Source organism: Nonomuraea rubra (genome assembly GCF_014207985.1).
Classification (GTDB): Bacteria; Actinomycetota; Actinomycetes; order Streptosporangiales; family Streptosporangiaceae; genus Nonomuraea; species Nonomuraea rubra.
On sequence record NZ_JACHMI010000001.1, the window covers coordinates 10,920,441 to 10,946,585 of the forward strand.

Annotated in this window: 17 protein-coding genes; 5 read left to right on the forward strand and 12 right to left on the reverse strand. The window is 72.4% G+C overall.

Going from position 1 to position 26,145, the window contains the following annotated elements; translation table 11 throughout:
• Positions 1–232: 232 nt before the first annotated feature.
• Positions 233–736 carry a pyridoxamine 5'-phosphate oxidase family protein gene (locus tag HD593_RS49820; protein ID WP_185109885.1) on the reverse strand — a complete coding sequence of 168 codons (504 nt, stop codon included), beginning with the start codon at positions 734–736 and terminating at the stop codon, positions 233–235.
• Positions 737–790: 54 nt separating this feature from the next.
• Positions 791–1,315, reverse strand: a complete 525-nt coding sequence (locus HD593_RS49825) for a cysteine dioxygenase family protein (protein WP_246547161.1) — start codon at positions 1,313–1,315, stop codon at positions 791–793.
• A 116-nt stretch (positions 1,316–1,431) separates the two neighbouring features.
• Between HD593_RS49825 and HD593_RS49830 the strand changes: the two genes are divergently transcribed.
• The 3 genes from HD593_RS49830 to HD593_RS49840 all read left to right on the forward strand — a co-directional run bounded on the left by HD593_RS49830 (position 1,432) and on the right by HD593_RS49840 (position 9,450).
• A complete protein-coding gene (locus HD593_RS49830; protein ID WP_185109887.1) occupies positions 1,432–2,304 on the forward strand; it encodes a LysR family transcriptional regulator in 873 nt (290 codons plus the stop codon).
• A gap of 31 nt (positions 2,305–2,335) precedes the next feature.
• Entirely contained in the window at positions 2,336–2,962 is a 627-nt protein-coding gene (locus tag HD593_RS49835; RefSeq protein WP_185109888.1) for a LysE family translocator, read from the forward strand.
• 98 nt (positions 2,963–3,060) lie between these two features.
• Positions 3,061–9,450: a tetratricopeptide repeat protein gene (locus HD593_RS49840; RefSeq protein WP_185109889.1), complete on the forward strand. Its 6,390-nt coding sequence runs from the start codon at positions 3,061–3,063 to the stop codon at positions 9,448–9,450.
• 58 nt (positions 9,451–9,508) lie between these two features.
• On the opposite strand, the gene HD593_RS49845 is transcribed toward HD593_RS49840, so the two are convergent.
• The 5 genes from HD593_RS49845 to HD593_RS49865 are packed head-to-tail and all read right to left on the reverse strand — an operon-like array spanning position 9,509 to position 15,701.
• On the reverse strand, positions 9,509–11,095 hold the full coding sequence (locus tag HD593_RS49845) for an acyl-CoA synthetase (protein ID WP_185109890.1): 1,587 nt from the start codon (positions 11,093–11,095) through the stop codon (positions 9,509–9,511).
• On the reverse strand, positions 11,095–12,243 hold the full coding sequence (locus tag HD593_RS49850) for a thiolase domain-containing protein (protein ID WP_185109891.1): 1,149 nt from the start codon (positions 12,241–12,243) through the stop codon (positions 11,095–11,097). Before HD593_RS49850 ends, HD593_RS49845 begins: the two co-directional genes overlap by 1 nt.
• Before the next feature lie 2 nt (positions 12,244–12,245).
• A complete protein-coding gene (locus HD593_RS49855; RefSeq protein WP_185109892.1) occupies positions 12,246–13,265 on the reverse strand; it encodes a thiolase domain-containing protein in 1,020 nt (339 codons plus the stop codon).
• Positions 13,262–14,161 carry a Zn-ribbon domain-containing OB-fold protein gene (locus HD593_RS49860; protein ID WP_312904321.1) on the reverse strand — a complete coding sequence of 300 codons (900 nt, stop codon included), beginning with the start codon at positions 14,159–14,161 and terminating at the stop codon, positions 13,262–13,264. The genes HD593_RS49855 and HD593_RS49860 overlap by 4 nt, the downstream gene beginning before the upstream one ends.
• Positions 14,151–15,701, reverse strand: coding sequence for an acyl-CoA synthetase (locus tag HD593_RS49865; RefSeq protein ID WP_185109893.1), 1,551 nt, complete (start codon positions 15,699–15,701; stop codon positions 14,151–14,153). Before HD593_RS49865 ends, HD593_RS49860 begins: the two co-directional genes overlap by 11 nt.
• A gap of 117 nt (positions 15,702–15,818) precedes the next feature.
• On the opposite strand from HD593_RS49865, the gene HD593_RS49870 reads away from it, so the two are divergent.
• Positions 15,819–16,628: a crotonase/enoyl-CoA hydratase family protein gene (locus tag HD593_RS49870; protein ID WP_185109894.1), complete on the forward strand. Its 810-nt coding sequence runs from the start codon at positions 15,819–15,821 to the stop codon at positions 16,626–16,628.
• Between the two features lie 10 nt (positions 16,629–16,638).
• Here the strand turns inward: HD593_RS49870 and HD593_RS49875 are convergent, their stop codons facing one another.
• Positions 16,639–17,745, reverse strand: coding sequence for an NAD(P)H-dependent flavin oxidoreductase (locus HD593_RS49875; protein ID WP_185109895.1), 1,107 nt, complete (start codon positions 17,743–17,745; stop codon positions 16,639–16,641).
• Between the two features lie 162 nt (positions 17,746–17,907).
• Entirely contained in the window at positions 17,908–18,831 is a 924-nt protein-coding gene (pgfA, locus tag HD593_RS49880; RefSeq protein ID WP_185109896.1) for a cell envelope lipid trafficking protein PgfA, read from the reverse strand.
• A 194-nt stretch (positions 18,832–19,025) separates the two neighbouring features.
• On the opposite strand from pgfA, the gene HD593_RS49885 reads away from it, so the two are divergent.
• Positions 19,026–20,171, forward strand: a complete 1,146-nt coding sequence (locus HD593_RS49885) for an acyltransferase family protein (protein WP_185109897.1) — start codon at positions 19,026–19,028, stop codon at positions 20,169–20,171.
• Here the strand turns inward: HD593_RS49885 and HD593_RS49890 are convergent.
• The 3 genes from HD593_RS49890 to HD593_RS49900 are packed head-to-tail and all read right to left on the reverse strand — an operon-like array spanning position 20,098 to position 26,143.
• Positions 20,098–24,237, reverse strand: a complete 4,140-nt coding sequence (locus HD593_RS49890; protein ID WP_185109898.1) for an alpha-(1->3)-arabinofuranosyltransferase domain-containing protein — start codon at positions 24,235–24,237, stop codon at positions 20,098–20,100. The genes HD593_RS49885 and HD593_RS49890 overlap by 74 nt on opposite strands.
• Positions 24,234–25,340 (reverse strand): glycosyltransferase family 4 protein, encoded by a 1,107-nt coding sequence (locus HD593_RS49895; RefSeq protein ID WP_185109899.1) that lies wholly within the window; start codon positions 25,338–25,340, stop codon positions 24,234–24,236. The genes HD593_RS49890 and HD593_RS49895 overlap by 4 nt, the downstream gene beginning before the upstream one ends.
• Complete coding sequence (locus HD593_RS49900) at positions 25,337–26,143, reverse strand: glycosyltransferase (protein ID WP_185109900.1); 807 nt, start codon at positions 26,141–26,143, stop codon at positions 25,337–25,339. Before HD593_RS49900 ends, HD593_RS49895 begins: the two co-directional genes overlap by 4 nt.
• Positions 26,144–26,145: the final 2 nt, after the last annotated feature.

Here is a 26,145-nt window from a genome sequence, read left to right on the forward strand (position 1 = left end):
CTCGACGCCGCGCCCCTCAACGGAGTCGCCGGAGGAGCCAGGCCCGCCGCCGCAGCCGCCCCTCAGCGAAGTCGCCGGCACGGGCCGCCATCGAGCCCTCTCCGTGTCCGCAACGCCTGCCCAGCCATCGTCAACACCGCCCACACCCCCGCGATGAGCTGCAAGAACTACGCCGTGCGTACCCGTGCGCGCCGGGCCGAAACGGCTCCAGGGCGGACCGGAGCAGGCCGGGTCAGCGGAACCGCCACCGGGTCTGGGCGTAGTCGCCCTTGCGGAAGCCCAGCACCTTGGCCGGAGCCACCGCGAACACCAGCGCCTCTCCCCCCGCGACGTTGACGAACACCCCGTCGCCCACGTCGAAGTGCCACTCGCTGGTGTACTTGGCCTCCCACGCGTCGGCCAGCCGCTTGAGAGTGCCCTGGTCCGTGACGCGTTCGGCCACGCCCTCCACCATCAGGTCCAGGCCCTCATGCAGGGCACTGGCACCCGTGGTGAGCACGCAGTTGGGGTTGGTCTCCAGGTTCCTGGCCTTCTGCTCCTCGGCCCCCGTACAGAAGTGCAGCGCGTCGTCCTGCCAGACGGCCAGCAGCGTGGTGACGTGCGGGCGGCCGTCGGCGCGTACGGTGCTCAGCCAGTACGTCTCAGCGTTCTCCAGTTGCGCGCGGGCCTCGGCCCAGGGGGTGGCGGCGGCGTTCTCGGCGCTGAAGCGGCCGTCCAGCTCCGTTGTGGGTTCCATGGTCGCTCCCTTGCATCGGCTGTCGGAGAGACAGACCGGCGGGGCGCGCGGAACTCATCGGACCGGCAGGTCGTACGTGCGGCGCACGCTGCTGCCCAGCCTGCTCACGTCGGCGCCGTACACGTGCAGCGACACCCCCGTCTCGGCGCTGGTGTTGCGCACCTTGTGGATGTCGCCGGGCGGCGCGAACCCGCTGACCTCGCCCGGCCGGTTCTCGGCGCGCCCGATCCGCACCAGGTGGTCGCCCATGTCGCGGTAGAGCGTCTCGTCCTCGATGCCGCTGATGATGCCGAACGTGCACCACGACACGTGGTCGTGGATCACCGTGTCCTGGCCCGGCCGCCAGACGACGCCGACGACCGAGAAGCGTTCCTCGGCGTGGAGGATGTGGGAGACGTACCGCTCGGGTGAGCCAGCGCGCTCCTGCGGCGTGAGGATGTCGAGCCCCGGAAGGCGCTCGCGGAGCAGGGCGGCGACGGCCAGCGCGGTCCGGTGGCCGTCGAGCCCGCGGTCGACGATCCGCGACACCCCCGAGACGATCGGCTCGAGGCCCGGCCGGGTGACTGTGGTGGCGGACATATCCATGGTATTCCCCTAGGGAAAATCAGTAATCTGCCTTCCCCTCCCACAGTCCTGCATTTCGACCGATAGGTCCAACAGAAGTCTTCTGGTCGATCAATAGATAGGATTGATGAATGCTGGATGTCGCACGCCTGAGGGTGCTCGTGGCCGTGGCCCGCAGGGGCTCGCTGACCGCGGCGGCCAAGGAGCTGCACTACTCGCAGCCCTCCGTCAGCCACCACCTGGCCCGGCTGGAGGCCGAGACCGGGGCCAAGCTCATCCAGCGCGCCGGGCGCGGCATCAGGCTCACCGAGGCGGGCCGGCTGCTGGCCGAGCGCGCCGCCGACATCATCGGCCGGCTCGACGCCACCGCCGAGGAGCTGGCCGCGCACGTGGGGCTGCGTTCCGGGCGGGTGCGGCTGGCCGCCTTCCCGTCCGCGCTGGGGACGTTCATCCCGAAGGCGGCCGGCCTGCTGGCCGGCGCGCATCCCGGGCTGCGCCTGCAGCTCACCGAGACCGAGCCGCCGGAGGCGCTGCGGCTGCTGCGGGCCGGGCGGGTGGACGTGGCGGTCATGTTCCGGTACGACGACACCGCGCCCGAGGACAGCGGCATCCACATGGTCCACCTCCTCGACGACCCCAGCTACCTCGTGTCGGGCACGGCGCCCGGCGAGGTGACCGACCACGCCGGCTCCGCCTGGATCGCCGGGTGCGACCGGTGCCGCAGCCACCTGCTGGACGTGTGCGACAAGGCGGGGTTCGAGCCGCGGATCGCGTTCACCAGCGACGACATCGTGGCCGTGCAGGCGCTGGTCGCGGCCGGGCTGGGGCTGACCATGCTGCCCGGGCTGGCGCTGGCGGCGCACCGGCATCCGGACGTGGAGGTGGCGGTGGTGCCGGGCTCGACGAGGCACGTGTACGCGGCCGTCTACGGCGAGCCGCCCTACCCGCCGGCCACCGAAGCCCTGCTCACAGCCCTCCGGGACAGCGCTTCCCCTGGCCTGTAATGCCTTTGACGCCGGTCCTACGATTGGCCTCATGCCGGATATCTCGACACTCGCTGTCTTCTGTGCGGCCACCCTCGGGCTGCTGCTCGTGCCCGGTCCCGCCGTGCTCTACATCGTCACCAGAAGCGTCTCCCAGGGCCGCGCCGCCGGGCTGATCTCCGTACTCGGCATCCACACCGGCTCCATCGTGCACATCGCCGCCGCGGCGCTGGGCATCAGCGCGCTGCTGTCGGCCTCGGCCACGGCGTTCACGATCGTCAAGTACGTGGGTGTGGCCTATCTCGTCTGGCTCGGCATCCGCAAGCTGATGCAGAAGGACGGCGGCGAGGAGGTCGTCGAGCTGAAGGTGCAGTCGAAGCGGCGGCTGTTCTGGGAGGGGTTCGTGGTGAACGTGCTCAACCCCAAGACCGCGATCTTCTTCCTGACGTTCCTGCCCGTGTTCACCCAGCCTTCGGCGGGGCCGGTCGGGCCGCAGATCCTCGTGTTCGGCCTCATCTGGCTGCTGCTCGGGATGGCGTCGGACGGCACGTACGCGATGATCGCCTCCGCCCTGGCCGGCCGCGTACGGCGCTCGGCTGCCGTGCGGCGGCGGCTGGACGTCGGGAGCGGGGTCGTGTACCTCGGGCTGGCGGCCTGGCTCACGACCGAGAAGGCCTGACAAGCCGGAAATTTCGCGGCCTTGGTGCGATAGTGAGAAGGAGATCAGGCGCTGATCGGGGGCTTATCTTCCGTACGTAGCTGACAGGTAGCGGACCCATGGACACGCCACCACACCACCTCGGGCTCGAACGGGTCGTCGAGGTCTTTTCCGGTCATGACGGGCTCATCGGCTCGACTGGCTCCGGGTACGCGATCGGTGCTGACCTGGTGCTGACCTCGGGGCAGGTGGCGAGGTCCGGTACGCCCTGTCACGTACGGCCCGCGTGGTCCGGCCGGTGGCTCGCGGCCGAGGTGGTGTGGCGCGGGCGTGGCGGGGCGGACGTGGTGCTGCTGCGGGTGCCGGAGGCGGCTTGGGGCGGGTTGCCCGGGATCGAGCACAACCGTTGGGCCAGGGTGGCGGGCGGGGACTCCTATCGCCTGCGTTGCGTGGCCCGCGGGTTTTCGCGCGCCGAAGGGCAGAGCGAGGAGCTGGGCGGGGCTCGGGGTGGGCTGCGGGATGTGGAGAGGCTGTCCGGGCTGGTCAACCCGCCGACCGGGGCGGTGTCGAAGGCGCTGGCGGTGAGTGTGCTCTCGCCCGAGGCCGACGCGACGCCGGTCTCGCTCTGGCACGGCATGTCGGGAGCCGCGCTGCTCGCCGAGCCCGCCGGCCAGCTCATCGGCGTGGCCACCCCCGGTCCCGGCGGGTACGCGCGGCGCCGCCTGGACGCCGTACCCGTGACCGCGCTGCTGAGCGACGCACGCTTCCGCGAGCTGGCGGGCGTGCCGCCGGGGCCGCTGGAGGTTGTGTCCGAACGCGACCGGTCCGTGGCCCTGCCCGCGCTGCTCCGCCCGGCGCGCGAGCGGCTGCCGGAGGACTGTCCGGACTGGGTGCTGCTGATGGCGCGGCACGCGGTGGTGCCGTTCCTGGGGCGGAGCGAGGAGCTGGGCGAACTGCGGGCCTGGGCCGCCGAGCCCGGCCCGCTGTCGATCGCGGTGCTGAGCGGGCGCGGCGGGACGGGGAAGACGCGGCTGGCGGGCGAGCTGTGCGAGGAGCTGGCGGAGGCGGGGTGGGACGCCGGGTTCCTGCCCCTGGACGCGGTGACCGGCCTGCTCTCCGGTGATCGCGTGATGTTCGAGGCGTTGCGGCCCACTCTGGTCGTGGTCGATCGGCCCGAGCCGTCCTCGCCGGTGGTGGGCGAGCTGGTGCGGCGGCTGGCCAAGCACGGACACAACGCCCGCGTACGACTCCTGCTGCTGGCCCGCGAGCCCGGTGACGCGGAGTGGTGGCGGCGGCTGGACACGGCGGCGGGCGGCTGGCTCAGGCGGCTCAACACCACGACCGTGCAGCTCAACGCCCACCCCCTCACGCTCGCCGAGCGGACCGAGCACGCGGTCGCGGCCATGAAGGCGTTCGCGCCGAGCCGGGCCGCGCTCCCCTCCCCGCCCCATCTCGACGACCCGGAGTACGGCCTTCCGCTCCACGTCCACCTGGCGGCGCTGCTGCGGCTGTGCGACGGGGAGGACGGCGACGAGTCGGACGGGGTGACAGACCGGCACCCGGACCCGGCGGCGGGGCAGGCCACGGACCGGCACCCGGACGGGTCAGTAGGTGGCGGGCTGATCGGGCGGTTTCTGGCGCGTGAGCGTGGTCAGTGGGCGCGCGTGTGGCCGGACGGCGAGGAGCCTCTCAGCGAGGCGTCAGCCCGGCAGGCAGTGGCGGTCCTCACGCTGACCGCGCCGGCCGCGGCCGAGCTTCCCCTCCTCCTGACGTGCGTTCCGGGACTTCGCACCCGCGCTCCCGGCCCGCCGAGCGACACGTCACCGCTCCGCGAGGACAGCCTGGGCAACACGTCACCGCTCCGCGAGGACAGCCTGGGCGACACGCCGCCTCCCCACGGGGACAGCGGACCGGCTTCCCGCACCGGCGCACCGGACCACGCGCCGCCTCTCCGTCCCGGCGCCCTCGCCGCGGCCCGCTGGCTGAGCCGGCTCTTCCCGAGCTCTCCCGGCCTTCACGGTGGGCGGATGGCCCCGCTCGGTCCCGAGCTGGTGGCCGAGCAGCTCCTGGCCGAGACCGAGGACCTGGACGCGCTGGTGCTGGCCGTGCACGACCACGAGGGCCGCACGGTCCACCACCTCGTACGCATGCTGGACGTCCTGCGGCTGTCGGCCGGCAGGGAGCCCGTCAGGCAGGCGTTGTGGTCGCTGCTCGCCAGCCGGCTGGGCAAGCTGGTCGCCGAGGCCACGGCGAACTCCGCCAGCGGGCTCGGCTACGCGCTCAATGCCGCGCTTGTGCTGTTCGCCGGCGACCGGCAGCTCGCCGAGACCGCGGCCGGGCTACAGGCCGGACCGGGCGCGCAGGAGGCGGAGGCGCCGCGCGGGGCGCAGGTGCCCGTCGGGGCGGAGGCGTGGGAGGTCGGTCTGGGGTGCCGGGGGCTGAATGTGACGCTGGCCGAGCTGGCCGTGCGGCATCGGCGGGGTGGTGGTGGGCGGCTCGCGTTGGCCAGGGCGTTGACGGAGCTGTCGGCCGGGCTGGCGGCCGTGGGCAAGACCGGGGAGGCGGTCGTCGCGGCGGCCGAGGCCGTGGAGACGTATGCCGGTGCTCCCCCTTATGAGGAGGCGGCCGGGCGGGCGGAGGCGCTGTTCGGGCTGGGGGCGTGCCTGCTGGCCGGCGGTGAGGCGGGCGGGGCGATCAAGCCCGCGCAGGAGGCGGCCGCCCGGTACCGGATCCTGGCGGAGGAGGATCCAAGCCACGTGAGGCAGGCCGCCAGGGCCCACTACAACCTCGCCTGCGCGTTGCTGGAGCTCGGGCGGCTGGACGAGGCGGTGGAGGCGTTCGAGGCGGCCGGCGGGAGCGGCGAGTTCGCGTCCCAGATGAGAGGGGTGCTGTCCGTGTTGCCCGGGACGGCCGGCGTCACGGGTGAGGTTTCGCGGCCGGTGCCGTTGAGCTCGTTCGAGGGCATCGGTGTCGACGCCGTGCTGCCCGACCTGGCCGCCTGCCTGGCCACCGCCGTCGTGTCCGCCGTCAAGAACGCCGCCCCCACCAGCAGGAACGTGGCTCATCACCTGCACCTGGCCGCCACCTGGCTGGAGGCGCACAACCGGCCCGCCGACGCCCGCGCCCCGGCCGCGGAGGCCGTCGCGCGGCTGCGGACGCTGGCCGCCGAGGAGCCGGGGCTGCGCGCCATGCTGGCGTCGGCCGCCGCCGTGCTGTCCCGGCTGCACGCCCGCTTGGAGGACCTGGACGCCGCCGTACGTTCGGCCGCAGAAGCCGTACGGAACCTGCGCGCCCTCGTCACCCTCGACCCCGGCGAGCACCGCCCCGCCCTCGCCGACCAGCTCCTCGACCTCGGCGAGCTGCTGCTGATGGACGACCGCCCCGAGGAGGCGCCGGCCCCGCTGCAGGAGGCGATGGCCGTGATGGCCGAGCGGCGCACCGCCGGCACGGCGAGGGCCAGGCGGCTGCTCGGGCTCTGCCTGGACGAGCTGGGCAGGCCCGCGGACGCCCTGGCGCAGCTGGAGCTCGCCGCCGAGCTGTACGACGTGTTGTGTCTCGATGGCGGCTTCTCCTACCTCGCCTACCGCGACGAGGTACGCGGCCGGCTGGAGTCCGCCCAGGCTCGGCGGCTCGACCGCCCCGCCGAGGAGCCGTGGTCGCCGTCGACGGCCCCGGCGGAGGAGGAGGTGGATCGGGCGGAGCGGCGGCTCGTCGAGTGCAGGAGTGCCGTCGAAGGTGCCGGTACGCAGGGGATCGAGCAGATTCATGCGTACCTGTCCGCGCAGGCCACGCTTGCCCGGCTCTGGGCGGACACGGGGAGGGCGGAGGACGGGTTCGCGCTGGCGATGCAGGCGGCCGAGCTGCTCCAGCGGCACGCCGCCCCAGACGGGCCGCACGCCCTGGCCGTCGGCATGGTCGCCGCGGCGCTCGGGCGCTCGCTCGTCGGGCTCGGACGTCCCAAGGAGGCCATCCCTCACCTGCTCACGGCCATCGAGTCGTACGAGCCGCACGCCGAGGCGAGCGCGGAGTTCCGTACAGAGCTGGGCCGGCTGATGGTCCTGGAGACCGTCGCCCTGTCGCGCGCCGCCTGCCCGTCCGACGCGGAGGCGGCCGCCGACCGGATGGTCGGGCTGTACGAGCGGCTCGTGGCCGAACGCGCCGAGCCGCCCGTGGCCCTGGCCGGTGCGCTCCGGCTGCAGGGCGGGATCCGGTTCTCCGGGCAGCGCCCGGACGGTGCGCTCCGGTCGGTGACCCGGGCGCTCGACCTGGTTCCGTCCCCGGCGACGCGGCAGGAGCGGTTGCTCGTCGGGACCTGTCTGGAGCTGGCCGGGTTGTGCCTGGCGGAGCTGCACGAGAGCGACGCCGCACGTGATCGGCTGGTGGCGGGGACCGCGGCGATGGCGGGGCTCGGGAGCCTCCCGTCCGAACTGGCCGGGGTGCATCTGCTGGCGTTGGTGCGGCTGGCCAGGATGCGGGTGGAGGAGGAGGGGCCGGTCGCGGGGGCTGCTCTGTACGGCGACGTTCTCGGGCTGCGGCCGTTGCCGGCGCCGCCGGTGATCGATGCCGTCGTGGACGAGCTGACGCGATTCGCGGGCGAGGGCATCCGGGTCGTGGGTGATGGTGCCCGGGCCGTGAAGGAGGGCACACGGTTCGCGGGTGAGGGTGCCCGAATGGCGCAGGAGATCGCCGAGGGCGTGGCGGGGCTGGTGGGGCCGCTCGCCGCGTTCACGGAGGCGATGGAGCGGGAGGTGCCGCTGAGCGGCGCGCCTGAGACGTACGACCGGTTCGGGCGGTGTCTGGCGCGGCTCGGTGCCGCTGCGGCGCGGGCGGGTGACACCGCGAGCGCCGAGACGATCGCCGAGCTGGCCGTGCGCGTCTACCGCGGTCTCGCTCCCGTCTCGCCCGCCTACCGTGCGCCGCTCGCCTCGGCCCTCGCCACGCTCGCCACCCTGCCCGACACCCTGCCCGACACCCCGCCCGACACCCCGCCCGACACCCCGCCCGACACCCCGCCCGCCACCCTGCCCGACACCCCGCCCGCCACCCAGGCCGGCCCAGGGAACGGCGCCAAGGACGGCTCCGGCCCGGCGGGGCTCGCCGTGCTGGAACAGGCCATCGAGCTGCTCACCCAGCACCAGGACGGACCCGCCGGCCCGGACCGTGACCACGTGGGACGGCTGCTCGCCGGAACCCTGCACCGCTACGCGGCCGACCTGCTCGACCGGGGCCGGGCCGTCGAGGCCCTGGCCCACTGCGAGCGCGCCGCCGACCTCTGCGACGAGCTGGAGGACCCGGCCATCGCCGCCGCCACCTACGCCCAGCTCGGCTCCACCCTGGCCGCCCTGGACCGCCCGCAGGCGGCCCTGGAGGCCATCGCCTGGTCACTCGCCGAACTGGACCGCGCCGAACTGGACCGCGCCGAACTGGACCGCGCCGAACTGGACCGCGCCGAGCCGGAGGAACGAGACCGCACCGGGGAAGCCTGGCATGAACCGCCAACGGCACCCGATCCGCGGCGGGTGCGGGCGCAGGCGATCCAGGTCAGAGGCCGGGTGCTGCGGACGTCCGGACGGGCACAGGAGGCGACGGCGCACCTGGTGGAGGCCCTGCGCCTGTTCACCGAGCTGAAGGAGCCGCTGCCCGCGGCAGAGACCGCCGCGCTGATCGCCGACGACCTCCTCGCCGCAGGACGCCCCCAGGAGGCCGCCGAGTACGCACAGACCGCCACAAAAGGCCACGAGCCGGGCACCGTGAAGCACGCCCTGGCCACCCAGCGCCTGGCCAGGTGCCACATGATGCTGGGCGAGCTGGCCGCCGCGAACGCGCTCGTCGAGGGCCTGATCCCGCTGGCCAGACGCTCGCCGGACGACCTGACGCACCGGGCGATCCTGGCCGACTCCCTGGCGCAGAGCTCGGAGCTGATGCCGCTGCTGCGGTTGGACGGCGGCGCGGAGGCCGAGGCGCGGGCGCGCGAGGCCATCGCGATCTACGACGAGCTGCTGACCACGGGCATGAACGCGCAGGCCCTGCACACCAGCCGCGCCGGCGCCTGCCTCACGCTGGCCTCGGCGCTGCGCATGCGGGACCTGGCGGCGGAGGCGATCCAGCCGCTGCGGGAGGCGGTGGCGGCGCTGGAGCGGTTCTCGCCGGGAAACCCGATGCAGGGCGGCCTGCTGTCGCGGGCGATGCTCATGCTGGGCGACGCGCTGATGGAGGCGGGCCGGGCACTGGAGGCCGGGCTCGTCTTCCACCGCAGCACGCAGGTGACGCGGGACGAGCTGACCAGGGCGGTGGCGCACGCCCGGCTCGGCTTCTGCCAGCAGGAGCTGGGCAGGGACGACGCCGCCGACGCCGCCCTGCGCGTCTCCGCCGCCCTGCTGCGCGAGCTGCCGGTGTCAGAGCACGACCTGCTACGGGACGTGCTGGCCGCCCGGCTCAAGCTGCTGGAGCGTACGGGCAGGCCCGGCGACGCCAGGGCGGTCGAGGAGGAGCTGCGCCGCCTGCCGTGACTCAGAGCCAAGAGCAGGCCGACAGGGGCCGGGCCCGCGCCGCCCGGCCCCCGAGATCTCAGTCCGCGGCCCGCTCCGCGGTCTCGCGGGCCCACCGGTAGTCGGCTTTCCCGGCCGGCGAGCGCACCATCTGGGTGACGAACGCGTACGTCCGCGGCACCTTGTACCCGGACAGCAGCTTCCTGCAGTGCGCGTCCAGCTCCTCGGCGCCGAGCTCGACCCCGGGCCGCGGCTCGATCACGGCCGCCACCCTGCTCCCCCAGCGCTCGTCGGGCACCCCGGTCACCACCGCGTCGAACACCGCCGGATGGCCCTTGAGCACCGCCTCGACCTCCTCGGGGAACACCTTCTCCCCGCCGGTGTTGATGCACTGCGAGCCGCGCCCGAAGACGTTCACGGTGCCGTCGGTGTCCACGGTGGCGAGGTCGCCGGTGAGCAGCCACCGGGTGCCGTCCTCGTCGGTGTGGAAGGTGCGGGCGGTCTTGGCGGGGTCGTTGTAGTAGCCGAACGCCACCCGCCCCGACCTGGCGACCGTGCCGAGCCGGCCGGAGCCGGGCTCGACGGGCCTGCCCTTCTCGTCCAGCACGGCCAGCTTGACGACAGAGTTCGGCTGGTAGCGCAGCCCCTTCTCGGGTGAGGAGCCGGCCACGCCGGAGGCGGTGTAGCCGGACTCGGTGGAGCCGAAGCTGTCGATGATCATGGCGTTCGGCAGCAGCTCCTGGAGCCGGTCGCGGACGGCGCCGCTCAGGATCGCCCCGGTGGAGCTGATCGCGAACAGCGTGGAGACGTCGTACTCGCCGTCCGCCAGGGCCTCGGCCAGCGGTCTGGCCATGGCGTCGCCGGTGATGCTGATGGTGTTCACGCGCTCCCGGCCGACCGCCTGCCACACCGCGTCCGCGTCGAACTTGCGCACGAACACGATGGTCGAGCCCATCCACCAGGTCAGGAACATGGCCATCTGCGCGGCCCCGTGCATGAGCGGCGAGGCGGCCAGCATCACCATGGGGTTGGCCTTGACGGCCTCGTCGATGACCTCCTGCGGGGTGGCGCGCGGGGCGCCGTACGGGTTGCCGCCGCCGAAGCCCATGAACAGGTCCTCGACGTGCCACATCGCGCCCTTGGGCATGCCGGTGGTGCCGCCGGTGTAGATGATGTACACGTCCTGTCCCGTGCGCGGCGCGAAGCCGCGCTCCGGCTTGCCGCGTTCGAGCGCCGTCCCGTACGGCACCGCCGCCCCGATCGCCGGCCGCCCGCCCGCGGCGACGAGGTGCTCCAGCAGCGGCGCCTGGTCCAGCACGGCGCTCACCCTGGGCTCGAACTCGACGTCGTAGATCAGCGCCCGGATGTCGGAGTCCCGGTAGAGGTAGAGGAGCTCGGCCTCGACGTACCGGTAGTTCACGTTGATCGGCACGGCCCGGATCTTGAGCGCGGCGAGCATGCCGGCGACGTACTCGACGCTGTTGTAGAGGTGCAGGCCGACGTGCTGGCCCGGCTGGATCCCGAGGTCGAGCAGGTAGTGGGCGAGCCGGTTCGCCTCGGCCTCCAGCTCGGCGTAGGTGCGGCGTTCCTGGTCGCAGACGACGGCCGTGCGGTCCCCGATCGTGTCCGCGAGCCCTTCGAACAGGTCAGCGTGGTTGAACTCCATCAGGGTCTCTCCCGTCCGACGATCCACATCGCGAAGAACTGGGCTCCCCCGCCGTAGGCGTGGCCGAGCGCCGTACGGGCGCCGTCCACCTGGTGCTCGCCCGCCATGCCACGCACCTGCAGCGCGGCCTCGGCGAACCTGATCAGTCCCGACGCCCCGATCGGGTTGCTGGACAACACCCCGCCCGAGGCGTTCCACGGGGTGTCGCCGTCGAGCGCGGTGGCGCCCGACTCGGTGAGCTTCCAGCCCTCACCTTCCGCCGCGAACCCCAGGTTCTCCAGCCACATCGGCTCGTACCAGGAGAACGGCACGTACACCTCGGCCACGTCGATCTGCCGCCGCGGGTCGGCGATGCCGGCCTGCCGGTAGACGTCGGCGGCGCAGTCCTTGCCCGCCTGCGGGCTGACCGTGTCGCGCCCGGCCCGGAAGATCGGCTCGGAACGCATCGCGGTGCCGTGCACCCAGGCGGGGGTGCCGGTGGCCGCCGACTCCGACGACAGCACGATCGCGCAGGCGCCGTCGCTGGACGGGCAGGTCTCCAGGTAGCGGATGGGCTCCCAGAGCATGGGCGTGGACTCGACCATCTTCTGGTCGATGCCGGGGATCTTGAGGTGCGCGTACGGGTTCTTCAGCGCGTTCAGCCGGTCCTTGACGGCCACCAGGGTGCCGATGTGGCCGGGGGCGCCGGACCTGCGCATGTACTCGCGGATGTGCGGCGCGAAGTAGCCGCCCGCGCCCACCACCAGCGACGCGCTGAACGGCAGGTGGGTGGACAGGGCCCAGGTGGCGTTCGACTCCGACTGCTTCTCGAACGCGACCACGAGCACCCGCTCGTGCACGCCGCCCTGGATCAGCGAGGCCCCGACCAGCGCCGTGGAGCCGCCGACGCTGCCCGCCGTGTGCACGCGCATCATCGGCTTGCCCGCCGCGCCGAGCGCGTCCGCCAGGTACGCCTCCGGCATCATCACGCCCTCGAACAGGTCGGGCGCCTTGCCGATCACCACGGCGTCGATGTCCTTGAACGTCAGCCCGGCGTCCTCCAGCGCGCGCAGCGCCGCCTCGCGGACCAGGCCGGCGATCGAGACGTCCCTGCGCTTGGTCGTGTAGTGCGTCTGGCCGACGCCGATGACCGCACACCGGTTACCCATGGTCATGCCTCCAGGACGGTCACGAGGTTCTGCTGCAGGCAGGGGCCGCTCGCGGCGTGCGCGACCGTACGGCTCGCCGTCCCGTCGTGGATGCGGCGCGCGGCCTCGCCGATGCGGACGAGTCCGGCGGCCATGACGGGGTTGGCGGCGAGCGGGCCGCCCGACGGGTTGATCACGGTGTCGCCGCCCAGCTCCAGGGCCTGGCGCAGGATGATCTCCTCGTGCGGGAACTGCGCGTGCAGCTCGGCCACCTCGACGGGCCCCTTGGTGACCCCGGCGGCGCGGGCGGCGTCGGCGGCGGAGGCCGATCGGGCCAGCTCGCGCAGGCCCAGGTAGTGCGGCTCGGTGCGGTGCGCGATGCCCCTGATCCAGGCCGGGTTCGGGTGGAGCCGGCCGGCCAGGTCGCCGGTGGCGAGCACGATCGCGGCCGCGCCGTCCGTGATGGGCGGCACGTCCGTCTTCCTGAGCGGTTGTACGGCGAAGTCGTCCCCGTCGGGTTCGGGCAGGTCGAGCGCGTACGGGTTGCTGCGCCCGTCGGCCCGGCTGCGTCGTACGATCTCGTCCAGCTCCTGGCGGTCGGCGCCCACGGCGGCGGCCTGGAGCGCGGCGTAGGAGAGCTGGTCGAGGCCGAGCGGGGCCAGGTAGTACGGGTCGAGCTGGAGCGTCATGATCGTCCGCAGGTCGCCCAGCGACGACTTGCCGAAGCCGTAGACCAGGGCGGAGTCGATGTCGCCGTGCTGGAGCCGCACCCACGCCTCGTACAGGGCCCAGGCGCCGTCCATCTCGACGTGGCTCTCGGAGATCGGCGGCCAGGCGGCCAGCGCGTCGAGCGCCGACACGAACGAGAACGGCGCCCCCGCCAGGTAGTCGCAGCTGCCCGAGCAGGTGAAGCCGAAGCGCTTGAGCCCGGTCAGCTCCTTGACCTCGCTGATCACGGGATGGATCAGCTCGTGCTCGGCCAGGCCGGTGTCGTGATCGGTGTGCCGCGTCTGCGCGAACGCGACGATCGCCACGTCTCTCATGCCAGCTCCACATCAGGCTCGCCGGTGGGGGCGAACCAGCGGATGTTCGCCATGGACGCCGTGCGCTCGCTCTCGGGGACCCAGACCGCCCTGACCCGCATGCCCTGGCGTACCTCGTGTGCGGGTACGTCCCCGATGAGCGCGATCATGGGGATGTCCGCCCCGTCGAGCAGGATGTACGCCGACACGAACGGCACCTCGGGAGCCCGGGGGTCGGGCAGGTTGTTGATGGCGAAGGTGGTGATCGTGCCGGTGTCGGGGAGTTCGAGCGTGTCGGGGAGGGTGTTTCCGCATTCGGGGCAGGCCAGCCTGAGCGGCACGTACACCTTCTCGCACTGCTCGCAGCGGCTGCCGAGGAGGACGCCGCGCTCGACGCCCTCCAGGAAGACGCGGAGTGCGCCGCCGACCTGGAGGCGGTACTCGGCCCGCACGCTGGACACGATCTTCGTGACCTCGGGGGCGAAGCAGGAGATGTCGGTGATGTGGCCGGTGGGCCGGTCGCGCCAGACCGGCCAGACCCGGGTGCCGGCCGCCAGTGCCTTGGGGTTGTCGGCTTCCACGGCGTGCAGGAGGTCGGTGTCGGCGCCGTCGAGGCGGATCAGGGCCCAGGCGAAGGGGCGGTCGAGGGGGTGGCTGTCGAGCGGCTCGTCCACCCAGGCCGAGGTGGTGATCGTGCCGGCCGGGCCGACCTCGACGTACTCGCCGGTCACGGGCTCGCCGGTCGCGGGATCGTACTCGAGAGGGGGGACGAGCACCCGGCCCTCCGCCGTCCGTACCCCGACGATGCGGCGGGCGCGCAGCTCGCTGAGGAACCGGCCGATGACCGGCCCCGTCGTACGCGTGTAGCCGCCGGGGAACTCCAGGACGTGCTGGGCGACCAGCGGATCAGATGGCACGGTCGTGTCCCTCCCAGTACGGGGCGCGGAGCTTGCGTTTGAGCAGCTTGCCGTTCGGCTCGCGGGGCATCTCGGCGATGAAGTCGATGCTCTTGGGCCACTTCATCCTGGACAGCCGGCCCTCCAGCGAGGCCAGCAGCTCGGCCGCCAGCTCCGGGCCGGGCTCGATGCCGGGGGCCGGCTCGACCACGGCCTTGACCTGCTCGCCCCACTCCTCGTCCGGGATGCCGAACACGGCCACGTCGGCCACCTTCGGGTGGACCATGAGCTCGTTCTCGATCTCGGCGGGGTAGATGTTCGTCCCGCCCGAGATGATCATGTCGGCCTTGCGGTCGCAGAGGTAGAGGAAGCCGTCGTCGTCCAGGTAACCGATGTCGCCGACGGTGAAGTGGTCCTTGAGGCGGTTCGCGGCGGTCTTGGCGGGGTCGCCCTTGTACTCGAACTGGACGCCCATCATCTTCATGTAGATGGTGCCGGGGGTGCCGGTCGGCACGGGTTCGCCCTGGTCGTCCACGATGAGCAGCTCGCTGATCGGCCAGGACTTGCCGACCGTGCCGGGATGCGCCTTCCAGTCCTCGGGCGTGGCGAGGGTGCCGCCGCCCTCGGTGGCCGCGTAGTACTCGTACACGCAGTCGCCCCACCAGTCGAGCATCGCCCATTTGACCGGGACGGGACAGGGGGCGGCGGCATGGATCATCCACCGCAGCGACGACAGGTCGTACTTCTTCCTGACCTGTTCCGGCAGGGCGAGCAGGCGCTTGAAGTGGGTGGGGACCATGTGGGAGTTCGTGACGCGGTGACGTTCGCAGAGCGCGAGCATCTCCTCGGCGTCCCACTTGTCCATGTAGACGAGCGTGTGGCCCAGGTGCAGGGCCGTGCCGCCGAACTGCGTCACGGCGGTGTGGTAGCTGGGCGAGGTGACCAGGTGGGCGTTCGGGCGGCCGGGGGTGATGCCGAACAGTCCGAGCAGGAACGTCATGAGCTCGGCGGAGTCGTCCGGATCCAGGCCGCTGAGGGGTCGTCTGACGCCCTTGGGCTTGCCGGTGGTGCCCGAGGTGTAGTGCATGGTGGCGCCGGCGGTGCGGCCGGCGGGGGTGGTGTCCGGCTGCCCGTCGGTCAGCTCGCTCGCCGCCCTGAACCCCTCACCCTCGCCCCCGCCCAGCAGGAAGCGGCGCTCGGGCGCGATGGCCTCCGCGCCCCTGGCGCCCTCCTCGGCGAAGCGGGGGTGCACGAAGAACGCCTTGGCCTCGCTGTCGGTGACGATGTAGGCGATCTCGGGCCCGGTCAGGTGCCAGTTGATCGGCGTGTAGTACCAGCCGGCCTGGAGGGCGGCCAGGTAGAGCACGAGCCCGTCCGTGCCGTTCGGGACCAGACCGCAGATGCCGTCGCCCGGCTGGAGGCCGAGCTCGCGCAGGCCGTGCACGAGGCGGTTCGAGCGGGCCAGCAGGTCGCCCGCGCGGTGCTGGGTGCCATCGGGGTCCACGGCCGCGATCCACTCGGGATCCGCCTGCGCGAGCCTCCAGAAACCGAGCGTGCCCATCTGATCTCCTCAGGGTGGAGACGGCAAAACAGGAACCTGTTCTCGTTTGCTTGTCGGAGCGTATCCTGGGCCAAAGTCCGTAGCAAGCGCTTGATACAGCCACTCCGGAGGCGTCACGTGGAGCTCCTGCCGATCAGTACCCCCCACTGCCGGATCGAACGCGACGGCCACGTCCTGATCGTCACCATGAACCGGCCGGAGGCCCGCAACGCGCTCTCCTCCGACATGCTGATCGGCCTGGCTTCCGCGTGGGCGTACGCGTCGCGGGAGCCGGGGATCCGGGTCGCGATCCTGACGGGCGCCGAGGGCACGTTCTGCGCCGGCGCCGACCTCAAGGCCATGGGCACGCCGTCGTCGGACCCGGACGTGCAGGCCAGGGCGGCCCAGATCCCCAACTTCCACTGGAAGGGCCTGCTGCGCGAGGACCTGCCGACGAAACCGATCATCTGCGCCGTGGAGGGCTACGCGGTGGCCGGCGGCACGGAGCTGCTGGTGGGCACCGACCTGCGGGTGGTGGCCGAGTCGGCCACGCTGGGGCTGTTCGAGGCCAAGCGCGCCCTCTTCCCGATGGGCGGCAGCGCCGTACGGCTCCCCCGGCAGATCCCGTACTGCCACGCCATGGACCTCCTCCTCACCGGCCGCCCGATCACCGCCGCAGAGGCCCTGTCGATGGGGCTGGTCAACCGGGTGGTGCCGGACGGCCAGGCCCTGGCGGCGGCCCGCGAGCTGGCCGAGGACGTGGCCTCGTCGGGGCCGCTGGCGGTGCAGGCCATCCTGCGGACGTACCGGGACACGCTGGGGATGGCCGAGGTGGAGGCGTTGAAGGTGTCGGACGAGCTGGGGTGGCCGGTGATCGGCTCGGAGGACGCCAAGGAGGGCACCCGCGCCTTCCGCGAGAAGCGGCCACCCGCGTACGAGGGGCACTGAGGGCGCGGCATCAGTCGCCGGTGAGGCGTTCCAGGCGTTCCAGCGCCTCGCCGTACTCCTCCACCAGTCCGAACACCACGTCCTTGGCCGACCGCACCTGGTTCATCACCCCGATGATCTGCCCGGCGGGGAACGTGGCCAGCTCCGAGGCGTCCGAGCGGCCGATGCGCCGCAGCGCGTCCGACACCAGCATGAACTGCAGCGGCATCGGCAGCGTCCCCGGCGACTCCTCCGACTCCCACGCCTCGGTCCACTCGTTCCTGAGCAGCCGGGCGGGCTTGCCCGTCCAGCTGCGGGAGCGGACGGTGTCGCGGGAGGTGGCCTCCAGGATGCGGCGTTTGGCCATCTCCGGCGTGTCGGCCTCCTCGACCGCGAGCCAGATCGAGCCCGTCCACACCCCTTCGGCTCCCAGGGCCATTCCGGCGGCCATCTGGCGGCCGTTGCCGATGCCGCCCGCGGCCAGTACGGGCACGTCCACGGCGTCCACCACCTGCGGGATGAGCACCATGGTGGAGATCTCGCCCGTGTGGCCGCCGGCCTCCGTGCCCTGGGCGACGACCACGTCCACGCCCACCTCCACCTGCTTGAGCGCGTGGCGCGGGGTCGAGGCGAGGGCGGCGACCTTGACGCCGTGGGAGTGGGCGAGCTCCACCACGTCGGCGGGCGGCGGGCCGAGGGCGTTGGCCAGGAGCGCGATGGGGTGGCGCAGGGCGACCTCGACCTGGGGCCGCGCGGTGGCGTCCGTCCAGCCGAGCAGCACGCGGCCGGCCTCGGCGTCGGCCGACAGGGCCGGGACCCCGTGCTTGGCCAGCAGGTTCTCGACGAACGCCCGGTGGCCTTCCGGGATCATGGACTGGAGGCGGCCGACCAGCTCCTCGGGGGCGAAGTCGGCGCCCTCGTACGAGGCCGGCATGACGACGTCCACCCCGTACGGCTTGCCGTCCACGTGGTCGTCGATCCACTTGAGCTCCGTCTCGAGCTCTTCGGGTGTGAAGTAGAGCGCTCCGAGCACCCCCATGCCGCCGGCCCGGCTGACGGCGGCGACCACGTCCCTGCAGTGGCTGAACGCGAAGATCGGGAGCTCGATTCCGAACATGTCCGTGACACGTGTCCGCATGGCCCGACAATACGTCCGCGAGCGAGCGAACTGCAACGTGTTCTAGACTAGAACCTTTCGTCTGGTACCGGTGAGTAACCTTGGACTATAACTAGTTCTAGTTAAGGGTCGCTGTCAATGAAAAAGGGCCCGTTTTCACGGGCCCTGAAATTGCGCGGCTATTTACTCGATCCGCTCCGGGCGGCGGCGGCCGAGCAGCACCCCGGCCACGACGAGCACGACGCCCACGACGAGCAGGACCAGCGGGATGACGTTGCGCAGCAGGTTGATGGTGTTCTTGCCGCTCTGCGCGTTCTTGACCAGGTCGTTCACGGTCGCGTCGGTCATCTTCGCGGTGGCGATGAAGGCCGCCGTGCGCTCGACCCCGTCCTGCGTCTTGAGCACCTCGTGCCGCTGCTGCTCCTGCCGGACGGGCGAGCCCGTGACCGGCTCGATCCAGTACGTCGTCTTGCCGTCGTACCAGCGGTCCACCTGCACGTCCCCGGTCTCGCCGGTGATGCCGAGCACGTTGGCGGGGGCGGTGCGGGTCTCGGTCTTGACCGGCGGCACGGTCTGCTCGAAGACGTAGACGGGCAGCCCGTTGACGTTGTCCTCGCGGACGAAGACCGCGTCGTACGCCTTCTGCGCCGTGGAGTTGAACACCTTGTACGTCTTCTTCTCCACGTCGAAGGGGAACTTGTAGATCTGCCCCTCCAGCGTCACCGGCGCCTTCTCCACGTTGTTGCTGCAGCAGTTCACCGCCAGCCCCGTGTACTTGTTGAAGGCGCTGCGGCGCTCGGAGATGTCGATCTGCGGGCGGCTGTTGGTCACGTCGTTGACCACCGTGGCCTCGTCCCAGACCACGTGGTCGTCCTGGGCCTCCTTCACGTCCCCGCGCGTGGTGACGATGATGTCGAGGTCACCGGTCAGCACCTTGAGGTCCTGCATGGAGAAGTACTGGGCGCCCTTGGCCTCCAGCCGCGAGATGCCGAACTGGTTCGCCGGCGCCGAGATGATCTGACCGGCCGCCCAGAATTTCAGCAGGGGCGCCAGCGCGATGAAGAAAGCCCCGAACCCGATGAGGACGAGCGTGGAGATACGACCCATCGAGGCCTCCGCATTTTGTAGAACATGTTGTCGTTTGTCTGCGATCGTCGAGCAACAAAGTATGACAGTGAGTGATGCACGTCACCGGCGGCCCTACCACCGCAACCAAATTGATAGAAACAAGTTCTATCGTGGTTTCGGCTCCGGCCGGTGAAGCGTCGTACGGTCAGGAAAGCGAGAAAGTGGGAGCAGCGATGAAGGGCAGGGACGCCGCGCTCGACGGCATCCGCGCGATCGCCGCGCTCGGCGTCTGGCTGCTGCACGTCGGGAGCAACACGGGCGTCATGTACCGCGAGGGCATGCTCCCCTGGATGATGAGCCGCCTGGGCATCGCCGTACCCATCTTCTTCCTCCTGTCGGGCCTGCTGCTGTACCGGCCGTGGGCGCGCGCGGTGATCGAGGATACGCCACGGCCACGGCCGGTGCGTTACCTGTGGCGCCGGGTGCTGCGGGTGATGCCGGTCTACTGGCTGGTGACCGCGCTGGCGCTGTGGGCGTGGAGCCCCTTCGACTGGACCGGCTGGCTGAAGTGGATGCTGCTGGCGCAGAACTTCTTCCCCGGCGACCCCGTGCCCGACGGGCTCTACCAGATGTGGACGCTGCCCATCGAGATGTCGTTCTACGTGCTGCTGCCGATCCTGGCGTGGCTGCTGCACCGCTTCGCGCGCGGCGGCAACCGGCCGGTCCGGCTGCTGCTCGGCATCGCGGTGCTGCCGGTGATCTCCGTGGCCGCCGTGACCGCCGCCCGGCTGTTGGAGCTGCCGCAGCTCGCGTTGCTGCTGCCGTACCACCTGGTCTACTTCGCCTGCGGCATGGCGATGGCCGTGCTGTCGGTGTGGATCGGGCACAGCCGCGTGATCGACTCGCTGGCGCCGCAGCTCCTGGTGCTGGCCGGGCTGCTGTACGCGCTGCTGAGCACCGGCCTGGCCGGCCCCCGCACGCTCACGCTGCCTACCCTGTCGCAGTCGCTCTGGCGGACCAGCCTGGAGGCCGCGGTGGCGGTCCTCCTGGTGGCGCCGTTCGCGCTGGCCTCCCGTCCCGGCTCGCTGCGGAACCGGGTGCTCGGCAACCCCGTCAGCGCCTACCTGGGCCGCATCTCCTACAGCTTCTTCCTCTGGCACGCGCCCGTGATCACGTTGCAGCTCAAGCTCACCGGCGCGCAGCCGTTCCAGGGCGACTTCGCCAGCGTGGCGGTGGTGTCGTTCGTGATCACGATGCTGCTGAGCGTCGGCAGCTACCACCTGATCGAGGCGAGCGCGCTCAAGCTCAGCGGACACCGGTCAGCACCTGCTCTTCCGCCGGCAGCTCCGGCTCCGCTGCCGGCCGCGCCGGCTCCGTGACGAGCTGCCCGAACAGCACGCCCACGGCCGCGGCCGAGGCGAGCTGCGGCACCTGGTCCATGAGCGGCCCCACGTCGAACCCGTGGTCACGCAGCACCATGGCCGCCGCCAGCGACGCCGTGGCCGCGCCGAAGGTCCCGGCCGCCGCCCAGTGCGCGGGCAGCCCGCGGGCGCGCAGCAGCAGGGTCACCAGCACGGCGGCCAGCACCGCGACCATGCCCTGCCAGCTCGCCACCCAGCCGCCGAACGCCAGCGCGAGCACGACCACGACCGGCGCCCGCGGCCGTGACAGCCGGGCGGCCGAGGCGGCGGCCGTCTCGCGTACGTGCTCGGGCCTGGGCCCGCGCGACGCCAGCGCGAGCAGCGCCAGCAGCGCGATCCCGGCCAGCCCGAGCAGCAGGGCGAGCCGGTAGGGGCGGTCGGGCAGGTATTCGAGCCTGGCGGTCCCCTGGGTGCCCGCGGGCAGCTCCCAGCCCTGCTTCCAGCCGTCGATCCGTACGGGTTTGAGCGTCTTGCCGCTGATCTGGGCCCGCCAGCCGGCGTTGTAGTTCTCGTTGACGACGAGGAACGAGTCCTTCGGCGCGCTCACCGTGACCTCGCGCGTGGAGGTGCTCCAGGCGCCGCGCAGCGCCGAGCCCTCCACGCCGTCCGGCCGGCGCGGCGGCGTGCCCAGCACGAGCGAGTCGATCGTGTACGGGTCCCAGCCCGCCACCCGCACCCGGTTGTCCCCCTGCGCCAGCTCCGCCCTGGAGCAGCCGAGGATCTGCACGGGCCGCTGTTCGAGCAGGTCGGCGTGGGTGCCGGCGACCTTGGTCGGGATGACCTGGCCGTTCACCTCGATCCTGGGCCCGAGCCCGCAGGCCAGCCTGAGCGGGATGTCGGCGGGCCGGCCCACCGGGTCGACGCCGGGCACCACCAGCTCGGTCACCTGCAGCCGCTTGGAGAAGGGGGTGAAGCGCAGCTTGAGCCGGGAGGTGGACATGGCCTTGAAGGTCAGCTCGCCGCGCTCGTCCACCCGCCCGCCGCGCACCTGGCCGCCGTCGCCGCTCACGATCACGTCCAGCGGCTGCTGGTCGCCGCTGGGGCGGCCGATCTGGATGCGGGAGACCTTCCGCTTGCCCTTCCAGGCGACGGTCAGCGTGGGCTCGGTGTCGTCGGAGTCGGGGATCCAGGTGGTCGTGCCGTCCGCGTCGAACGCGGATCTGGGCGAGACCACGGCGTCGTCGCTGAGCTGGGAGGAGCCGGTCACGGTGGTCAGGTCCGCACGGACCCGGGTGAAGCGGTCGACCAGCTCGGGATCTCTCAGCACGGCGGTCCCCCGCACGTTCACCGCCGCGTCGGACCCGGCGCTGAAGGTCCGGTCGAACCCGGTCTCCTCGCCCTCCCTGGCCAGCGCCACCTCGTTGCACACCCACCGGTACGGGTTGCGCATGCATGCGGGCCGCGCGTCCAGACCCTGGTCCATGACGTACACGTCGCCCTCGCCCGGCAGCCTGATCGTGCGCCCGGCGGCGACACCGGGGATGGACAGCTCGATGATGCCGACCCGCTGGCCGTAGCTCCACCCGGCGTTGGTGCTCTCGACGACCTTGAGCCGCACCCAGGTCGTCGGCCCGCCGGGCACGCGCAGCCGCTGCGGGTCCGTGCTGCGGGTGACGTCCTGGACCAGGCTGCCCGCCTCGGTCTCCACGGCGATCCGCTTGACCGCCTGGCCGAGCAGCAGGTCGGGGGCGAACATGACGTCCAGGTACGGTAGCCGCATCGGCCCCGCCAGGTCCACGCGCAGCCACTCGCCCTGCGGGGCCGTGGAGCCGTCGTTCTGCCAGCCGGTCTCGACGTTGCCGTCCATGGCCGCCCACGGGCCGCTGCCGGGGTTGCTGATCCCGGCGATCGCGTACGGGTCGGCGACCGAGGAGGAGGCGCTGATGCCGGAGATGCCGTGGTACTCGGCCACCGCGGTCTCGTCCAGCCAGCCGTCCTCCAGCAGGTCCAGCTCCCTGACGCCGCCGAAGTCGGCCTTGCTGTCGGCCGTCAGCGTGGGCGACCAGTTCGACCTGATCTCGCCGAACGAGCGCTCGCGCAGCCGCAGCGCGTCGCTGACCACGGTCGGCGCCTCGCGCGTGCCGGCGTCGCCGTTCACCAGGACGGGGCCGTCGCCCAGCAGGCCGAGGTCGCCCATGGCGAGCAGCGAGTCGGGCCCGCCGCGTACGGCCAGCGCGTCGGCCGCGGGCTGCACGGAGACCAGGTCCGAGCTGCCGGACACCTCGTACAGGTCGAGTGCCGGGAAGGGCGCGTCCACCTGGTTCACCGCGTCGTCGGTGTCCCGGTCGCCGACCTGGTCGCCGAACGCGCGTATCCACCGGATGCCCGGGGACTCGCGCAGCGCCTCGTACATCCTGGACGGCCAGGCGCCCTGGAGGTTCGCCCTGTTCAGGTCGTTCCTGACGAGCACGTAGCGCACGCCCAGCCGGCGCAGCACCGCCGTCACCCCCGCCGAGCCGTGGCCGGCGGTGAGGCGCTGGTCGATGGCGTCGAGCAGCCTGGTCAGGCCCACGGAGCCGGGTGGCGTGATCTGCCTGGTGGTCCAGCGGGCGGTGGACAGGGCCTGCAGGGGCTCGTCCATGGGCCGGCCCCAGACGTACTCGGCGAACTTGGCGCCCGGCACGACCAGCACGCCGTCGTCACCGGCGTTCTCGTCGAGCCAGCCGGCCGCCTCCCGCCAGTGGGACGGCACCTGCTGGAAGTCGCCCGGCGCGGCCAGGCCCTGGTTGAAGACGGGCAGCACGAGCGCGGCGAAGGCCGCCACGGCGGTCGTACGCAGCGGGATCCTGGCCCTGACCAGCAGGTGGGCCAGCCCGAACGCGAGTGCGAGCCGGACGAGGGGGTCGAACTTGCGCAGGTTCCGCAGCGGTGCGAGCGGCCCGTCGAGCAGCCAGCGCACCGGCTCGGCCGTGACCGGCTCCAGCGCGCTCGCATGCCCGGCGACCAGCGCGACCACGCCGACCAGGAACATCGCCACCACGAACCCCTTGGCGGGCAGGTCGCGGCGCGACAGCCCGGCCAGGCCGAGCGCGGCGATCAGGCCGGTGACCACGACCATGGTGGCCGAGGTGGCGATCGTGAAGCCGGGCGGCTGCTCGAAGACGCCGCTGAGCGGCAGGTAGCGCACCCAGTCCGAGGCGCCGCGCAGCACGTTCGTGAGCGAGGTGACGGCCGTGGTGGTGTCGGCGGTCTCGGTGTACGGCAGGAAGTTGAACGCGTACCGGCCCACGAGCAACAGCGGCAGCGACCAGAACAGGGTGGCCACCGCGACGGCGCCCGACCACCAGCCGAGCAGCCGCCAGCGCGGCACCGGGCGCGGCCTGGTCACGATGTACAGGACGGGCGCCACCAGCACGGCCAGCACGGCGACGGCGTTCACGCCGCCGCACAGCGCCACGGCCAGCGCCGACCTGATGGCCCCGCGGGCCCGCTGGCCGGTCTCGGAGGCGGTGAGCAGCGGGATGAGAATCCACGGCAGCATCGCGGCGGGCAGCCACTCGATCGAGATCTCGCCGAGGATCGACAGCGTGCGCGGGGCCAGCGCGTACGCCAGCGCGGCGACGATCCTGGTGCCCGGCGTGCCGATGCCGAGCTGCCGGCCGAGCCGCTCCACGCCGAGGAAGGCGACGCACATCAGCAGCGTCAGCCAGAGCCGCTGCGTCACCCACGGCGCGACGCCCGCCAGGTCGCCGAGCGCGAAGAACGGGCCCATCGGGAAGATGTAGCCCGCCACCTGGTTCTGGAGCTGGCCGAAGTGTTGCAGGTCCCACAGGTGGGCGGCGCGTTCGAGCCAGCCGACCGGGTTGAGCGCCAGGTCCATCTTGGTGTCGGAGATGAGCTGGCCCGGCTTGGTGGTGAACGCCAGCAGGGCGAAGCCGAGGCAGCACAGCAGCAGCCAGAGCCGGCGCCTGGCGGGCTCGCCCACCGGCCGGCCCGCGCCCGTGCGCCGCCCGGCCACCAGCTTGTCGGTCGGCAGCAGGGTCGAGGCGCGGGCCTGCCGGCTCCTGGCCGGCCGCTCGGTCACCGCTCCTCCCAGCCGGGTCCGGGGTCGGTGCCGCGCATCAGGTCGATGAGGCGTCCGGCACTGTGGTCCCAGGAGAACCGCGCAGCCCATTCCCGACAATTCACGGTATAAGTGTGGTCCAGCTCGTCGAGTGCCGAGGCAAGGCCCTTCGCCAGCCCAGCGCCGTTGTCAGGGCCTTCAGGCAGCAGCCAGCCCGTCTCGCCGGGCCGTACGGCGTCGCGCAGCCCGTCCACGTCGAACGCCACCGTCGGCACGCCGAGCGCGGCCGCCTCCAGCACGCTCAGCCCCCACCCCTCGCCCTGCGAGGCGCTCACGTGCAGCCACGCCTGCGCGACGAGGCGCGCCTTGTCCTCCTCCGGCAGGTAGCCGTGCAGGATCACGCCCTCGGGCAGCCGGGCCCGCAGCGCGGCCTCCTCGGGGCCGCGGCCGACGATGTCCACGACCAGGTCGGGCCGGCGCTCGCGCAGCTCGGCGACGGCGTCGAGCAGCAGGTGCACCCGCTTGTGCGCGACGAGCCGGCCGAGGCAGACGAGCCGAGGAACCGAACTTTTCACGAAATTTCCGGGCTGAGCGATGCTCACCCCGTTCGGCACGATGTGCACGGGGCCGCGCCAGCCGAGCCGCTCCCGCATGGCCAGCACCGTGGACGGCGACACCGCCACGCTCGCGTGCCGCCGGTAGCTCCACCGCGACACGGGCCCCTCCAGGAACCGGCCGAACGCCGCCAGCCAGCCCGGCAGGTGCACCCCGAACTGCCGGTCGTGCACGTGGTGCACGACGCAGAGCACGCGGGTGCGCCGCCGTACCACCCAGGGGGTGAAGAACGGGATGCCGTTCTGGCAGTCGAGCACCGCGTCGAAACGGCTTCGGCGCAGCAGCAGCCAGCCCAGCACCAGCGGGTAGACGGAGAAGACCCCGCCCATCCGCACGAAACGCACCCCCTCCGCGACGTCGCGGCGGCTCTGCCCGGGCGCCCGCGCCGTGACGAAGCACACCTCGTGACCCGCCCGCGCGAAGCGGCGGGCCAGCTCCCAGGCGAACGTCTCGGCGCCGCCGGCCTGGGGATGCCAGGGGTCACGCCAGTTGACGACAGCGATCTTCACGGATATCCGACGGGGTCGAGCGGCGGCTCCCAGGCCGGGTGCGCGGCGGCGGGCCGCGGCCGGGCGTGCAGCCGCAGCCAGATCCGGCCCAGCTCCAGCACGATGCCGAAGGTGTGCCTGGCCGGGGAGAAGCGCGAGCCCGGCATGTCGCGCCAGCGCACGGGGATCTCCCGCACCGTCGAGCCCCGCTCGACGCAGCGCGCGAGCAGCTCGACGTCGAACGCGAAGCCGGGGGTGCGCAGCCGCGCGGCGGTCTCGCGGGCCAGCACGCCGTCGAAGAACTTGAAGCCGCACTGGGTGTCGCTCACGCCGTGCACGAGCGCGCCCGCCAGCGCGCGGAAGCCGAACGCGCCCAGCTCACGCACCTTGCTGTGCCGGTTCTCGACGTGCGAGCCGAGGTGCGCCCGCGATCCGATCACCACGCGCTCGCCGGACAGCAGCAGCCCGAGCGCCACGTCGATGGCGTCGAGGTCGGTGGCCATGTCGGCGTCGCAGAAGCCGACGAAGGGCGCGCTGGTGCCGAGCAGCCCGGCGCGTACCGCGGCCCCCTTGCCGGGGATCGCGCACTGGACGAGGCGGACGGGCACGGTCCCGCGCGGCCAGCTCGTGACGATCTCGGCCGTACGGTCGGTGCTGTTGTTGTCCACGACGATGACAGAGGTGGGGAACGGCATTCGGGCAAGCTTCGCGCACAGCTGCAGGAGCCCCCCGGGAAGTCGTCGTTCCTCGTTGTAGGCGGGAATGACGATCTCAAGCAGTGGTGGCCGGCTCGCCCTCTCGTCCCCTTGTGGAGAGGGTGGCATGT